Annotated in this window: 12 protein-coding genes and 2 pseudogenes; 9 read left to right on the top strand and 5 right to left on the bottom strand. The window is 72.1% G+C overall.

What is annotated here, in order from left to right; translation table 11 throughout:
* Nucleotides 1–50 precede the first annotated feature (50 nt).
* A complete protein-coding gene (locus AB0C12_RS14140) occupies nt 51–1,769 on the top strand; it encodes an IlvD/Edd family dehydratase (RefSeq protein WP_360547749.1) in 1,719 nt (572 codons plus the stop codon).
* 37 nt (nt 1,770–1,806) lie between these two features.
* Nucleotides 1,807–2,550, top strand: a complete 744-nt coding sequence (locus AB0C12_RS14135; protein ID WP_360547747.1) for a maleylpyruvate isomerase family mycothiol-dependent enzyme — start codon at nt 1,807–1,809, stop codon at nt 2,548–2,550.
* A gap of 3 nt (nt 2,551–2,553) precedes the next feature.
* On the opposite strand, the gene AB0C12_RS14130 is transcribed toward AB0C12_RS14135, so the two are convergent.
* Nucleotides 2,554–3,240: a histidine phosphatase family protein gene (locus tag AB0C12_RS14130; RefSeq protein ID WP_360547745.1), complete on the bottom strand. Its 687-nt coding sequence runs from the start codon at nt 3,238–3,240 to the stop codon at nt 2,554–2,556.
* 271 nt (nt 3,241–3,511) lie between these two features.
* Between AB0C12_RS14130 and AB0C12_RS14125 the strand changes: the two are divergent.
* Both AB0C12_RS14125 and AB0C12_RS14120 read left to right on the top strand, forming a co-directional pair.
* A pseudogene (locus AB0C12_RS14125) lies at nt 3,512–3,796 on the top strand (LysE family transporter); the annotation flags it as partial.
* Between the two features lie 465 nt (nt 3,797–4,261).
* A pseudogene (locus AB0C12_RS14120) lies at nt 4,262–4,528 on the top strand (lysine transporter LysE); the annotation flags it as partial.
* 171 nt (nt 4,529–4,699) lie between these two features.
* Here AB0C12_RS14120 and AB0C12_RS14115 read toward each other — a convergent pair.
* Nucleotides 4,700–5,383, bottom strand: coding sequence for a DNA alkylation repair protein (locus tag AB0C12_RS14115; protein ID WP_360547743.1), 684 nt, complete (start codon nt 5,381–5,383; stop codon nt 4,700–4,702).
* A 31-nt stretch (nt 5,384–5,414) separates the two neighbouring features.
* On the opposite strand from AB0C12_RS14115, the gene AB0C12_RS14110 reads away from it, so the two are divergent.
* Nucleotides 5,415–6,050 (top strand): acVLRF1 family peptidyl-tRNA hydrolase, encoded by a 636-nt coding sequence (locus AB0C12_RS14110; RefSeq protein ID WP_360547741.1) that lies wholly within the window; start codon nt 5,415–5,417, stop codon nt 6,048–6,050.
* Between the two features lie 46 nt (nt 6,051–6,096).
* Here AB0C12_RS14110 and AB0C12_RS14105 read toward each other — a convergent pair whose 3' ends face one another.
* Nucleotides 6,097–7,017 (bottom strand): neutral zinc metallopeptidase, encoded by a 921-nt coding sequence (locus tag AB0C12_RS14105; RefSeq protein ID WP_360547739.1) that lies wholly within the window; start codon nt 7,015–7,017, stop codon nt 6,097–6,099.
* A 220-nt stretch (nt 7,018–7,237) separates the two neighbouring features.
* On the opposite strand from AB0C12_RS14105, the gene AB0C12_RS14100 reads away from it, so the two are divergent.
* From AB0C12_RS14100 to AB0C12_RS14085, 4 genes are all read left to right on the top strand, one after another.
* Entirely contained in the window at nt 7,238–8,842 is a 1,605-nt protein-coding gene (locus tag AB0C12_RS14100) for an ABC-F family ATP-binding cassette domain-containing protein (protein WP_360547737.1), read from the top strand.
* 488 nt (nt 8,843–9,330) lie between these two features.
* Nucleotides 9,331–9,558 (top strand): helix-turn-helix domain-containing protein, encoded by a 228-nt coding sequence (locus tag AB0C12_RS14095; protein ID WP_015620263.1) that lies wholly within the window; start codon nt 9,331–9,333, stop codon nt 9,556–9,558.
* The gene (locus tag AB0C12_RS14090) at nt 9,555–10,334 is read left to right on the top strand and encodes an enoyl-CoA hydratase/isomerase family protein (RefSeq protein ID WP_360547735.1); all 780 of its coding nucleotides are present in this window, start codon (nt 9,555–9,557) and stop codon (nt 10,332–10,334) included. The genes AB0C12_RS14095 and AB0C12_RS14090 overlap by 4 nt, the downstream gene beginning before the upstream one ends.
* An 88-nt stretch (nt 10,335–10,422) precedes the next feature.
* Complete coding sequence (locus AB0C12_RS14085; RefSeq protein ID WP_360547733.1) at nt 10,423–12,372, top strand: ABC transporter ATP-binding protein; 1,950 nt, start codon at nt 10,423–10,425, stop codon at nt 12,370–12,372.
* Nucleotides 12,373–12,964: 592 nt separating this feature from the next.
* On the opposite strand, the gene AB0C12_RS14080 is transcribed toward AB0C12_RS14085, so the two are convergent.
* Both AB0C12_RS14080 and AB0C12_RS14075 read right to left on the bottom strand, forming a co-directional pair.
* Entirely contained in the window at nt 12,965–13,717 is a 753-nt protein-coding gene (locus AB0C12_RS14080) for an alpha/beta fold hydrolase (protein WP_360547731.1), read from the bottom strand.
* Nucleotides 13,718–13,759: 42 nt separating this feature from the next.
* Nucleotides 13,760–14,506 carry a DUF429 domain-containing protein gene (locus tag AB0C12_RS14075; RefSeq protein WP_360547730.1) on the bottom strand — a complete coding sequence of 249 codons (747 nt, stop codon included), beginning with the start codon at nt 14,504–14,506 and terminating at the stop codon, nt 13,760–13,762.
* Nucleotides 14,507–14,583 lie beyond the last annotated feature (77 nt).

Below are 14,583 nucleotides of genomic sequence, written 5' to 3'. Positions count from 1 at the left end.
GTACCGGATATTCCAGATAGGCACCCAGCGTTCCGATTATTGGAAGTTATATGCCTGAACTGCGCAGCGCCCAGTGGTACGCCGGCCAGGACCGCAACTCCTACATCCACCGCGCCTGGATGCGCCGGGGATCGCCGAACTCGGCCTTCGAGGGTCGGCGGCCCCAGATCGCCATCGCCAACACGGCCTCGGACCTGACCCCCTGCAACAGCCACCTCGACGAGGTCGCCGAGCACGTCAAGCGGGGGATCTGGGAGGCCGGCGGCGTCCCCCTGAATCTGCCGGTCGTGTCGATCGGCGAGACCCAGGTCCGGCCGACCGCGATGCTGTGGCGCAACATGGCCGCGATGGCGACCGAGGAGATGCTGCGGGCCAACCCGATCGACGGCGTGGTGCTGCTCGGCGGCTGCGACAAGACGATCCCGTCGCTGCTCATGGCCGCGGCCTCCGTCGACCTGCCCGCCGTCGTGGTGCCGGGCGGGCCGATGCTCACCGGCACGTTCCGCGGCACCCCGCTGGGCTGCGGCACCGACGTGTGGCGGCTCTCCGAGGAGGTCCGCGCGGGCACCCTGAGCCAGGCCGCCTTCCTCGAGTCCGAGTCCTCGATGATCCGCAGCCGCGGCCACTGCAACACCATGGGCACCGCCTCGACCATGGGCCTGCTCGCCGAGGCGCTCGGCACGGTGCTGCCCGGCACGGCGGGCACCCCGGCGCCCGACAGCCGGCTGCTGGCCCGCTCGCACGAGACCGGCCGGCTGATCGTGGAGATGATCGCCGCGGACCGCCGGCCCAGCCGCGTGCTGACCACCGGCTCGTTCCACAACGCGATCGTCGCGCTGGCCGCGCTCGGTGGCTCCACCAACGCCGTCGTGCACCTGCTGGCCATCGCCGGCCGGCTCGGCGTGCCGCTCACACTGGCCGACTTCGACCGGATCGCCGCGGACGTCCCGCTGCTGGTCGACCTCCAGCCCGCCGGCAAGTACCTGATGGAGGACCTGTACCGGGCCGGTGGCCTGGCCGCGGTGCTGCGCGAGGTGGCCGACCTGCTCGACCAGGACGCGATCGACGTGACCGGCCGGCCCTTCGTCGAGTCGCTGACCGAGGCGCAGATCTGGGACCAGGACGTCATCCGCACCCGCGACAAGCCGCTGCTGCCGCAGGCCGGCATCGCGGTGCTGCACGGCAACCTGGCCCCGGCCGGCGCGATCATCAAGCCCGCCGCGGCCAGCCCGCACCTGCTGCGGCACCGCGGCCGGGCGGTGGTGTTCGACTCGGTGGAGGACTTCCACGCCCGCATCGACGCGCCGGACCTCGACGTCGACGCGGACTCCGTGCTGGTGCTGCGCGGCTGCGGGCCGCGCGGCTACCCGGGCATGCCCGAGGTGGCGAACATGCCACTGCCGACCAAGCTGCTGCACCAGGGCGTCCGCGACATGGTCCGGGTCTGCGACGGGCGGATGAGCGGTACGGCGTACGGGACGGTCGTGCTGCACGTGGCCCCGGAAGCCGCCGCGGGCGGACCGCTGGACCGGGTCCGCGACGGCGACTGGATCATCCTCGACGTGGAGAACAGGCAGCTGTCGGTCGACCTGCCGGACGAGGAACTGGCCGCCCGTGAGCCCTCCGCCGCCCTGCTGGCCGCGCTGGCCCGTCCCGACCGCGGCTGGCAGAAGCTGTACGTGGACACCGTCCTGGGCGCCGAAGTCGGCGCCGACCTGGACTTCCTCGTCGGCTCCAGCGGCGACGAGGTGAGCCGGGAATCGCATTGAGCCGGAACTTGTCGCACGCCGGTGGTAGACCATCGGGATGACGCAGCTGCTTCCCTTCCCCGAACTGCTGGACCTGATCGCCGAGCGCTCCGCCGCCTTCCGCCAGGCGGTCGCCACGGGTGACACCGGGGCCCGCGTGCCCGGCTGCCCCGACTGGTCCCTGCGCGACCTGGTGGCGCACCTGGGCTCCGTTCAGCGTTTCTGGGCCGAGGTCGTGGCGGCCGGACCGGCCGACAGCGCGCCCGAGTTCGTCACCGGTGACCCCGTCGGTGACCTGGTGGAATGGTCGGCCGAGTCGACCCGGCTGCTGATCGACGCCCTGCGCGTGGCCGGCCCCGACCGCGACTGCTGGACGTGGTGGGGCGCCTCGGAGGCCCCGATGACCTCCGGTGCGGTGGCCCGCCACCAGGTCCAGGAGGCCGCGGTGCACGCGTGGGACGCCCAGGAGACCGTCGGCAAGCCGGAGCCGGTCCCGGCCGCGGTCGCCGTCGACACCATCGACGAGCTGTTGGTGGTGACCCTGGGCTCGATCGGCGCCTGGCCGCACCGGCCGGCCCGGATCGCGCTGTCGGCGGTCGAGGGCCCGACCTGGCTGGTCGACCTCACCCCGTCCGGGGCCAGGTCCGGCCCGGCGGCCGGCGGCGAGCCGCTGGCGACGATGCGCGGCTCGGCCAGCGACCTGGTGCTGGCGATCTACAAGCGGATCCCGCTGGAGAGCATCGAGGTCGACGGCGACCGCGAGGCCGTCGAGGAGTTCCTGGCCTGGACCGACACCGAGTAGCGCTCAGAGGTGGTCGACCGTGTTGTAGCGGTCCAGCACGAGACGCCCTGACGACTCCCGGAAACTGGTGATCGAGGCGTTACGGACCTGGCCGTGCTGCTCGACGAGGCCCGGCAGGGCGGCGAGTTCCAGACCCTCGATGACGAAGCGCATCATCAGCACCACCGAGTCGTGGGCCACCACCACGACCCGTTCACCGGCGTGCTTGCCGTTCAGGTCGGCGAGGAAAGCGGAGAGCCGCTCGGCGATGTCACCGAAGGTCTCGCCGCCCGGCGGCCGGTAGGCGTACTCACCGGCCTGCTCGAACCGGGCCGGCTCGTCCGGGAAACGCTGCCGGATCGCGGCATCGGTCAGCATCTCCAGCTCCCCGGTCAGCCGGTCCACGAGCCGGTCGTCCGTGCCGGGCGTGGGCAGCGACAGCCCGGAGGCCTCGACGGCGATCCGCCACGTCTCCCGCGCCCGCCGGTACGGCGACGTGATCACCACCTCGGGCAGCTCACCGGGCGACAGCGCGGCGAGCCACCGCCCGACCGCGCGCGCCTGCTCGACCCCGAGATCGGTCAGCTCCACATCGGTGTCCCGGCCGCCGAGGCCGGAGTCCAGCCGCCCCTGCTGGTTGGCGAGCGGAAACGCGACGTTCGCCGCGCTCTGCCCGTGCCGGATGAGGATCAGCTCCGCGACCACGCCCATCCCCGGACCCTAACGTGTCCGCGGCGGCCGCAGCGGCCCGCCCGAAACGCGCCGGAGCACACCGCGGTCGCGCGTCCGGGCCTGCTCATCCCCAGCTGAGGCGACACCAACCGGCTGCTGCGCAAAATCGGTGGCCTCCACCGCGGCGTCCCGGCCATCATGGCGGCGTGAAGAAGCCGAGCCCGCACCCGACCCTGTCTGCCGCCGCGCCCGCCCGGGCCGCGCGACAGCAGCGCGTCGCCGCCGGCCCGGCCACTCACCCACCCGCGCCATGACCGCGGCGTTCCTGGCCGGCGCGATCGCCGGCTACGGCGTCGCCGTGCCCGTCGGCGCCATCGCGGTCCTGATCGCCGGCCTCACCGCCCGCACCTCCCTGCGCGTCGGCGCGGCGGCCGGGCTGGGCGCGGCCACCGCCGACGGGGTGTACGCACTGATCGCGGTCCTGGGCGGGGCGGCGCTGGCGGCGGCCATCGCACCGATCTCGACGCCGCTGCGCTGGGTCGCGGCGGTGGTCCTGTTGTTCCTGGCGGCGCATACGGCCTGGTCGGCCCTGCGCAAACGCGCGGCCCAGCGGGATTCCCCCGGTGAGCCGGCGCGTTCCGAGCGTGCGTCTCCCGGTAACGGCACCTCAGCGGGGCGTCCGGCGGATCCGGATGCCGGTGCCGTCGGGGTCGGGCCGGTTGGTCCGGATGCCGGTGCCGTCGGGGTCGGGCCGGTTGGTCCGGATGCCGGTGCCGTCGGGGTCGGGCCGGTTGGCTCGGATGCCGGTGCCGTCGGGGTCGGGCCGGTTGGTTCGGATGCCGGTGCCGTCGGGGTCGGGCCGGTTGGTTCGGATGCCGGTGCCCTCGGGGCGGGGCCGGTTGCCGCAGTGCCGGATGCCGGGCGGGATGGCCGAGGCTCGGAAGCCGACGGGATGGAAGCGGCCGCGCGCGGGTCGGCGACGCCCGGCGCCGGGCCGGACGCGCCTGCTCCGCGCTCTGCCGGCAAGCGCGCCGGGGGACCGGACACCACCACGGCCGGCCGCGCCTACCTCGGTGTGCTGGGACTGACGTTGCTCAACCCGGCCACGATCGTCTACTTCGCCGCGTTGGTCATGGGCCGCGGCGGCACCGGTGGCGGGGTGGGGTTCGTGATAGGCGCCTTCGTGGCCTCGGCGAGCTGGCAGCTGCTCATCGCCGGCGGCGGCGCCCTGGTCGGCCGCCTGCTCACCGGCGACCGCGGCCGCCTGATCACCGCTATGGTCTCGAGCGCGGTGATCGCCGTCCTCGCCGTCGGCCTGGTCACCTGACCGCGAGCCGCGCTCAGCCGGTCGCGTTCCGTGCTCAGTTGGCTGCGTGCCGCGCTCTGTCGGCTGCGTGCCGCGCTCATTCGGCCGCGTCCGCGCTCAGTCAACCGCGAGCCGTGGCGAGCCGGCTGCCGTGTTCAGCTGGCCGCGTGCCGGCTGAAGCGGAGCCGGGGGTCACAGGTGCTTGGTGGCCTCCCGGACCGACAGCGGCGACAGCCGGTCACGGTGGGCGGCGACGTACCGGGCCACCGCGGCCGGATCGGTGCGGGCGTACTGCCGCAGCGCCCAGCCGATCGCCTTGCGGACGAAGAAGTCGCGGTGGCCCGCCTGCCGGGTGCAGTATCCGAACAGGCGGTCCACGTCGGTGTCCGTGCCGTAGTGCAGCTGGTGCAGGATCGCCGTACGGATCAGCCACATGTCCCCGTCCGCCGACCAGGCGTCCATCTCCGCGCCCAGCTCGGGATGCCGGCACACCAGGCCGCCCACCACCCGCGTGGCCAGCGGGTCGGTCGTGTCCCACCACGACTTCGTGGTGATCAGGGTCCGCAGCGTGGCGAGGAAGCCCGGCCCCGGCACCGCAACGTGCCGGCGCAGCCAGTCGCAGGCGAAGTACTGGTACTCCCGCTCGTCCAGCTCCCAGCACGCCAGCGTCACCGTGCGCAGCTCGTCCTCGGTCGGTCCGGGCAGTCCGGCGACCACCGTGCGCGCGAGCGCCCGTTGCGTCGGGGCCGGGATGCCCAGGAAGGGAAACCGGTCGCGCATGTAGGCCGCCGCCGGACCGGCGCGTTCCGGGTCGCGGGCCGCTTCGAAGCTGCGCACCAGGCGGTCCAGCAGTTCCTCCGCGGGCGCTCGGGTCATGCCGGGATCATCCCACCGTAGGGTGGCAGTCATGAGCGCGAGACCGGCGGCAGGCGGCGGACGGTGGGTGGACGTGGCCCCCGAGCGGCTGGCCCGCTGGCTGGAGAATTTCACCGGCCGGCACGGCCCGTGGACGGCCGAGGGGCTGCTGCTGACCGCGGAGGACGGCGCGACCGCCGAGCTGGCGGCGCCGCCCGGGTCGCCGGAGACCGAGGATCTGGACGAGCTGCGCCGGGCGGCGGGGGAGTCACGCCGGATCGGTCTGCTGCTGGCCCGCAAGGGCGCGGTGGCGGTCGGCGTGGCCGACGGCCCGAAGCTCGTCGTGTCCAAGGTCGACACACACTACGTGCAGGGCCGCACGGCCGCGGGCGGCTGGTCCCAGCAGCGCTTCGCCCGCCGCCGGAACAACCAGGCCAAAGCGGCGGCCGCGGACGGCGCCGGCATCGCGGCCCGCCTGCTCCTGCCGGAGGTACGCACCCTGAGCGCCCTGGTGACCGGCGGCGACCACACCGCGGTGGACACCATCCTGGCCGCCGCACCCCTGCAACCCCTGGCCGCGCTGCGCAGCGACCGTTTCCTCGAGGTCCCGGAGCCACGCAAGACGGTTCTGGAGGACGCGATCGCCCAGGCCCGGGCGGTCCGCATCCTCGTCAAAGACCCCACCTGACCCGGCAGTACGCCAGGCCAGATGGGGCCGGATCGCTCGTGGCCGGTCAGCTGACCGCGCCGGCGGCGAAGGTGTCGCAGCTTTTCGGGTCGCCGGTGTCGTAGCCGCGCTTGAACCACTCCTGGCGCTGGGCGCTGGTGCCGTGGGTGAACTCCGCCGGGTTGACCGAGCCGCCGCTCTTCTTCTGCAGGGTGTCGTCGCCGATCTTGGCCGCGGTGTCCAGGCCCTGCTGGATGTCCTCCTGGCTGATGCTCTTGAAGATCTTCTGGCCCGAGCCGTCGTCGGTGCCCGTGGCGTTCTTCGCCCAGCTGCCCGCGTAGCAGTCCGCCTGCAGTTCCAGCTTGACCGACTGCTCGTTCGCCCCGGTCGGGTTGCGCTCCTGCTCGCGGCGCATCGCGCCCTCGGTGCCCAGCAGGTCCTGGACGTGGTGGCCGTACTCGTGGGCCAGCACGTACGGCTGGGCGAACTCGCCCGGCGCGCCCAGCTGCTGCGACAGCACGGTGTAGAAGGTCAGATCGATGTAGACCCGGTCGTCGGCCGGGCAGTAGAACGGCCCGACGCCGGAGTCGGCGCTACCGCAGCCGGTGCTGACCCGCTTCGAGAACAGCACGGTCTTGGACGCCTTGTACTGCTCGCCGAAGGTCGCCGGCAGGGCCTCCACCCAGTAGTCCTGGATCGAGTTGACGTAGAGCACGTTGCGGCAGTCCAGCTGCTTGATCGCCTCGGACTGCGAGCATTTCTGGGTGAGCGAGGTGTTGTCCCCCGTCTGCGTGCTCGCGCCGTCGTCACCGGTGAGATTGTTGATGCCGAGGAAGCCACCGACGACCGCGATGAGCACGGTGACGATGATGCCGGTGAGACCTCCGCCACCGATGGGCAGGCCGCCGATCCCGCCGCCGCCCCCGCCGGAGGAACGCTGGTCGTCGATCTGACTGGTGTCGATCCTGGCGTTCTCGTTGAGTTCCATCGCATCCTCGCTCGCGCGTCCACCACGTGTGGCGCCATTCGTACCCGGTGGCCGCGCCCGCTAATCGGGTGGGGGGTCGTGGCCGGCGCCCGGTACAATTGCCGGGTGCTGCTCTGCGAAGGCTGACCTGCCCCGCGCCGACCGTGATCTTCCGTGATCCCGGCGGCGCTTCCGTGTGCCCTGAGCCAGCCTTCTTCCCTCGAGAGCGAGACGCTTCCTCATGATTACCGCCACCGGACTCGAACTGCGCGCCGGCTCCCGGATCCTCATCTCCCCGACGACGCTGCGGGTGCAGCCCGGCGACCGGATCGGCCTGGTCGGCCGCAACGGTGCCGGCAAGACCACCACGCTCAAGGTGCTGGCCGGCGAGGGCACGCCGTACGCGGGTGAGGTGACCCGCACCAGCGAGGTCGGCTACCTCCCGCAGGACCCCCGCACCGGCGACCTGAACGTCACCGCCCGCGACCGGGTGCTGTCCGCTCGCGGCCTCGATGTCCTGTTGTCGCAGATGCAGAAACTCGAGGTCGAGCTCGAGGAGAGCGCCGACGAGAAGCTGATCCGCCGCTACGGCCAGCTGGAGGACCAGTTCGCCAGCCTGGGCGGGTACGCCGCCGAGGCCGAGGCCGCCCGGATCTGCTCCAACCTGGGCCTGCCCGACCGCGCGCTGGCCCAGACGATCGGCACCCTGTCCGGTGGTCAGCGCCGGCGCATCGAGCTGGCCCGCATCCTGTTCCAGAATTCCGGCCAGAACGGCAAGGGCATCCTGCTGCTCGACGAGCCCACCAACCACCTGGACCAGGACTCCATCACCTGGCTGCGCGGCTACATCGCCAACCACAAGGGCGGCCTGATCGTCATCAGCCACGACGTCGACCTGCTGGAAGCCGTGGTCAACCGGGTCTGGTACCTCGACGCCAACCGTGCCGAGGTCGACATGTACAACGTCGGCTGGAAGACGTACCTGGCCCAGCGGGAGACCGACGAGCGCCGCCGCCGCCGCGAGCGCGCCAACGCGGAGAAGAAGGCCGGCGCGCTGCTGGCCCAGGCCGACAAGATGCGGGCGAAGGCCACCAAGACCGTCGCCGCGCAGAACATGGCCAAGCGGGCCAACAAGCTGCTCGACGGCCTGGAGGACGTGCGCACCTCGGACAAGGTGGCCAAGGTCCGTTTCCCGAGCCCGGCGCCCTGCGGCAAGACCCCGCTGACCGCGCAGGGCCTGTCCAAGTCCTACGGCTCGCTGGAGATCTTCGCGGACGTGGACGTGGCGGTGGACCGGGGTTCCCGGGTCGCCATTCTGGGCCTCAACGGCGCGGGCAAGACCACGCTGCTGCGGATCCTCGGCGGGCACCTGCAGTCCGACACCGGTGAGGTGCGGGCCGGGCACGGGCTGCGGCTGGGTTACTACGCCCAGGAGCACGAGACGCTGGACGTGGACCGCACGATCCTGGAGCACATGCGCAGCGCCGGTTCCGAGCAGACCGACACCGAGCTGCGCAAGATCCTGGGTGCGTTCCTCTTCTCGGGTGACGACGTCGAAAAGCCGGCCGGCGTGCTCTCCGGCGGCGAGAAGACCCGGCTGGCGCTGGCCACCCTGGTCTGCTCGGGTGCCAACGTGCTGTTGCTGGACGAGCCGACCAACAACCTCGACCCGGTCAGCCGCGAGCAGGTGCTGGACGCCATCGCCAACTACCCGGGCGCGATCGTGCTGGTCACCCACGATGCGGGGGCCGTGCAGGCACTCAAGCCGGACCGGGCCATCCTGCTGCCCGACGGCGACGAGGACGCGTGGAGCGACGATCTGCTGGAGCTCGTCGAGCTGGCGTGATCGCCATCGCTTGATCGAGGATCAACGGCATCGTCGGTTGTCAACTGGTGCCCACACAGACAGTGCGACTCCTGCCCGGCTCCGGTCACCGCGCGGCCGGTCCCGGGCGCCCCTCCGCCGGCCTCCACTGCCCGTTCGGGCGCCCGCCGACATCCCTGCGTGCATGCTGCGTCGACGCTGCGTGACATCGTTGTCCGTCCACCGTGTAGTTGATGTTTGTGCAGCTCAACGGGTGGTCTTGGGGCGAGGTCCGGGGCGGCGAGGCGGTCCCGGCGGGCGGCCGGCAAACGCTCTCCGGCGTCCGATTCCCGACCCGATCCGGCCTCCGGGGCAACGGTCTGACATTGATGCGCATGGTCACCGTCGGGTTCCTGACAGTGGTAATTGGGCACGTTGGCTAAGCCGAGATACCTAGCGCATGATCGTTGGAGGCGGTCTAATAGGTGGGACCGTATCGAACCGCACAGTCTGGGACGTGAGGATTCAACATGGCAGCCACCGGCACAGCCACCAGCACTGAGAAGGGTCGTCGAATCGTCGGCAGCGAGCGACAGACGCTCGCCAAAGACCTGGTGAAGCGATACACCTCCGGCGAGAGCATTCGGGCGTTGGCCGCCTCCACCGGGCGGTCCTACGGATTCGTGCACCGGGTGCTCACCGAGTCGGGTGTCCAGCTTCGCCAGCGCGGCGGCGCCCGTCGTCGCAAGAAGGCGTGACGACCAGCGCATCACCCGGGACCGAAGCAGGCGTTCGGTATGACCAGGACGGGCCGGTCGCGACGGTGACGTTGTGCCGGCCCGATGTGCTCAATGCCCAGACTCCCGCCATGTGGTCGGAGCTCGCCGACATTTCCCGGAAAATGCCGGGGGACGTGCGAGTCGTCATTGTCCGGGGTGAAGGCCGTGCCTTTTCCGCCGGACTCGACTTGTCGGTTGCCCGGGGCGGCGGCGATTCTTCGTTGCCGGAACTGGCCGCGTTGTCCCCGGAAGAGTGCGCGGATCGGATTGCCGGCTTCCAGGATGCGTTCACCTGGTTACGGCGGCCCTCGCTGGTCACCATCGCGGCCGTGCAGGGCCACGCGATCGGGGCCGGATTTCAGCTCGCACTCAACTGCGACTTGCGGATCCTGGCCGACGACGCCCGTTTCTCGATGGCCGAAGTCACCCTCGGCCTGGTGCCGGATCTCGGCGGCACCAAACGGCTGACCGAGCTGGTCGGGCCGTCCCGCGCCCTGGAGATCTGTGTCACCGGCCGGCGCATCTCGGCGCAGGAGGCGGACCGGATCGGTCTGGCCACCGCCGTCGTGCCCGGTGCCGACCTGTCCGGAGCGGTCTCCGACCTGGCCGCGGCCGTGCTGGCCGCCGACCGGGGCGCCGTTGCCGAGATCAAGGCCCTGCTCGCCGGGGCCACCGGCCGCTCGTACGCCGAGCAGGACCGGGCCGAGCGGGAGGCGCAGACCCGCCGCCTGCGCGACCTCCTGGGTGCCGAGTAAGGACCGATCAGGAAGAAACCGGTTACCTCTCGGGTTGTCATACCCAGCGGGCAGACTGTGCCTGCCACAGACGCCCGGGAGGTGACGCATGGGTCCGAACTCCAGCGGCTCCAGTTGGATGATGCTGCGCTCGATCCAGAATTCCGAGCGCGTCTCGAAGCATCAGCTCAGCCGGGGCACGACCAGGCGCATCCTGCGCTTCGCCCGGCCGTACCGGCGCGACATCATCGTCTTCCTGATCACCGTGGTGTTCGCCGCGGGCATCGGCGTCGCCACCCCGGTGCTCGCCGGCCACGTGGTCAACGCCATCACCGCCGGCGGCTCCGACGCCGCCGCCACGGTCGTCAAGCTCGCCTTCATGATCGCCGGGCTGGCGATCGTCGACGCGTTCCTGTCCCTGGCCCAGCGGTGGTATTCGGCCCGCATCGGCGAGGGCATCATCCTCGACCTGCGCACCAAGGTCTACGACCACGTCCAGCGCATGCCGCTGCAGTTCTTCACCCGGACGCAGACCGGCGCCCTGGTCAGCCGGCTCAACAACGACGTCACCGGGGCCCAGCGGGCGTTCACCTCCACACTGTCCGGTGTGGTCAGCAACGTCATCCAGCTCGTGCTGACCGCCGCCGTGATGTTCAGCCTGTCCTGGCAGATCACCGTGTTGTCGCTGGTGATGCTGCCGGTCTTCATCATCCCCGCGCGCCGGGTCGGCAAGAAGCTCGCCGAGATCACCCGCGAGTCGTACAACCTGGACGCGAAGATGAACGCGACCATGACCGAGCGCTTCAACGTCTCCGGCGCCCTGCTGGTCAAGCTGTTCGGCCGCCCCGACGCCGAGGCCGCGCGCTTCGGTGAGCGCGCGCAGCGGGTCCGGGACATCGGCGTGCAGCAGGCCATGTTCTCCCGCACCTTCTTCGTCGCCATGCTGCTGGTCGCCTCGCTGGCCCAGGCCCTGACGTACGGGCTCGGCGGCTGGCTCGCGGTCACCGGCAGCGTCACCGCCGGCACCGTGGTCACCCTGGCGCTGCTGCTGACCCGCCTCTACGGCCCGCTCACCGCGCTGAGCAACGTACGCGTCGACGTGATGAGCGCGCTGGTCTCCTTCGACCGGGTCTTCGAGGTCCTCGACCTCAAGCCGGGCATCGAGGAAAAGCCGGACGCTGTCGCCATCCCGCCCGGCTCGGGCCGGCTCGAGTTCCGTGACGTGCACTTCCGCTACCCGAGCGCCGACGAGGTCTCCCTCGCCACGCTGGAGGACGTGGTCGCCCTCGACCGCACCGAGAACGCACCGGTGCTGCGCGGCGTCGACTTCGTCGTCGAGCCCGGTCAGATGGTCGCCCTGGTCGGCCCGTCCGGCGCCGGCAAGTCCACCACGTCCATGCTGGTCTCCCGGGTCTACGACGTGACCGAGGGTGCGGTCCGCGTCGGCGGGGTCGACGTGCGCGACGCCACCCTGGAGTCGTTGCGCGACACCATCGGCGTCGTCACCCAGGACTCCCACCTGTTCCACGAGACGATCGCGGAGAACCTGCGCTACGCCCGGCCGGAAGCGACCGAGGAGGAGATGTGGGACGCCCTGCGCGGCGCCCAGGTCGCCGAGTTGGTCCGCGCCCTGCCCGAAGGACTGGACACCGTGGTCGGCGAGCGTGGCTACCGCTTCTCCGGCGGCGAGAAGCAGCGCATCGCGATCGCCCGGCTGCTGCTCAAGCACCCGTCGATCGTGATCCTGGACGAGGCGACGGCCCACCTCGACAGCGAGTCCGAGGCAGCCGTGCAGCGGGCCCTGACCGTGGCGCTGGAGGGCCGGACGGCGCTGGTCATCGCCCACCGCCTGTCCACGGTCCGCGACGCCGACCAGATCCTGGTCCTGGACGACGGCCGCATCGTCGAGCGCGGCAAGCACAGCGAGCTCGTGGCGGCCGGCGGTCTGTACGCGGAGCTCTACCGCACCCAGTTCGCGGTGGGCGACAGCCCGGCCATGCCGTACGCGGAGGAGACCGAGCAGGTCATCGTGCAGGTGCCGCACCCGATCGAGCCCTGAGCACCCGGACATGCGCTGAGAATGGAGCTGCGGCAGCCGGTGAGGTTGTGACAGAGACACTCGATGGACCTAGGCCGGGCCGGCCCGGCGGACGCCGCCCTGAACGCCGAGTTGCACGCCGCCAGCCGGCCGACGGCGCACCGGCGGCGGCCCGCTCGGCGGTGCGCCTGGCGTCGCCACTCCCGGGGCGCCTTCGCGGACTCCTGTCTCGACGGTGACGTGGTCACCGAACGCCGGGCGGTGTGGTCATCGCGGCCGGCGGCTCCCGGCGCTGGTCGGACCCGGTTGGCGGAGGCCGGCGCCGAGCTGATCGGCTTCATCCACATCAAGGCCGACCACGACGAGCGATGGGGAAGCCGCATCGACAACCTGCCCGTGCGCCCCGGCCGGCAGCGTTCCGGGGTGGGCCGGGCGCTGAATGCCGAGGCGGCCGTTTGCCGCACAGCGTCCGGGTCGGGCAACCCCCGCGCCGCGCTCGCATCATCCGGCGCCACCACCGCTCAGGCGCCGCGCCGGGCCCCGCTCAGGCGCCGCGCCGGGCCCCGCTCAGGCGCCGCGCCGGGCCCCGCTCAGGCGCCGCGCCGGGCCCCGCTCAGGCGCCACGCAGGAAGTCGATCAGCAGAGGGTTGACCGTTTCGGGTCGTTCCAGGCTCGGCAGATGCCCGGCCCAGTCCAACTCCACATGCCGGGCACCCGGGATCCGCTCGGCCAGCGCCACAGCGATCTCGCGGAAGTCGATCACGTCGTGCGCCCCGGACACCAGCAGCGTCCGGGCGGTGATGGCCCCGACGTCCGGCTCCGTCGCCGGCTGCGGGAATTCCTCGACCGCCGCCAGCTGCACCTCGAAGGCGCGACGTTGCATTTCGCGTACCTTGTCGCGGGTTGCCTGGTCCGCCGCCGGGCCGACCCACATCTCCACGTTGAGCTCGGTCGCCGCATCCACGTCCCCGGCCTCCAGCAGCGCGTCCTCGCGGGCGCCGAAGGCCCGCAGGCCGGCGCTGCGTTCCTGCTCCCACCAGGCCGTGCCGAGCAGCGCCAGGGTGGTCACCCGCTCCGGCCGGCCCGCCGCGATCTCCAGCGCCACCCGGCCCCCGCCGGACGCCGCGATCATCGCCACCTGCCCCGCGCCGAGCGAGTCCATCAGCTCGACGACGTCGTCGGCGTCGCCCGCCGGCCCGGCGGGCATCGGGGAGCCGCCGAAGCCGCGGAAGTCGGCCCGGACCACCCGGTAGCCGGCCTCGACCAGCGCCGGGACCTGCGGGTCCCACATGCGCCGGTCGCACACCGTCGAATGCAGCAGGACCACCGTGGGGCCGTCGCCGGCCACGTCATGAGAGAGAGTCATCCGCGCCACCCTAGGCTCCGGGCCGGGCCCGGCACATGCGGTTTATCCCGGCAGTGCCGCCAGCGCGGCGGTGGGGATCGCGATCCATCCTTCGGTCCGGGCCGCGGGCAGCTCCCGCTCGTCGGGACGGCAGACCTGATCGCGTACGGCGGCCCGCGCGGTCAGCGCCGCGACGACGGCGTCCAGCGCATGATCGCTGTGCCGGCACAGCTCCTCGTGTCCGCCCAGGTCCAGCCACGGCGCGGCCTGTTTCAGCTGGTCGACCACGATCCCGAGGGCGGCCTGGTGCTTCGTGGTCTTGTAGCCGCGCCAGGGCAGACCCCACACCTTGAGCGACGCGGCGGGATAGACCTCCACGACCGCGCCGGCGCCGGTGCGGTCGACGCCGCGTCCGGCCTGCGCCAGCCGCGTCTGCAGTGCCGCGCAGCGCATGGCGGTGTGCCCGATCCGGTCCGCGGACACGCTCAGCGGCACCAGGCCGGTCAGTCGGCGGGCCACCTCGTCGGTGTGCCGCCAGGCCAGCCGGCGCCGCCACTGCTTGGCGTCCACGCCGTCGGGGATCGGCACCCGGCCGTCGCGGTGGGCCCCGACGAAGGTCACGAACGCGTCCGGCCAGCCCAGCGGGCAGTCGATGCCGATCTTCGCGGACCGGCCGGCCAGCTCGACGATCGCCTCGTCGTCCGCGGGCACGGTCACCAGTCGCACAGTGGCTCCCCTGGCGGACCAGGCGATGGACGCGACGGCGGTCCCGGCCGGGTCGGCGGCAAGGTCGACTCCGGCGGTCAGCACGCGCCGACCATACGCGGGCCGGCGATGACGGTCCGTGGCGGCTTGGCATGAATCCGTGAGCCGGAGTGGCCTTCAGC

Source organism: Actinoplanes sp. NPDC048967 (assembly GCF_040649415.1).
In the GTDB taxonomy this organism is placed as follows: Bacteria; Actinomycetota; Actinomycetes; order Mycobacteriales; family Micromonosporaceae; genus Actinoplanes.
This window is presented reverse-complemented; position numbering and strand designations above follow the sequence as displayed.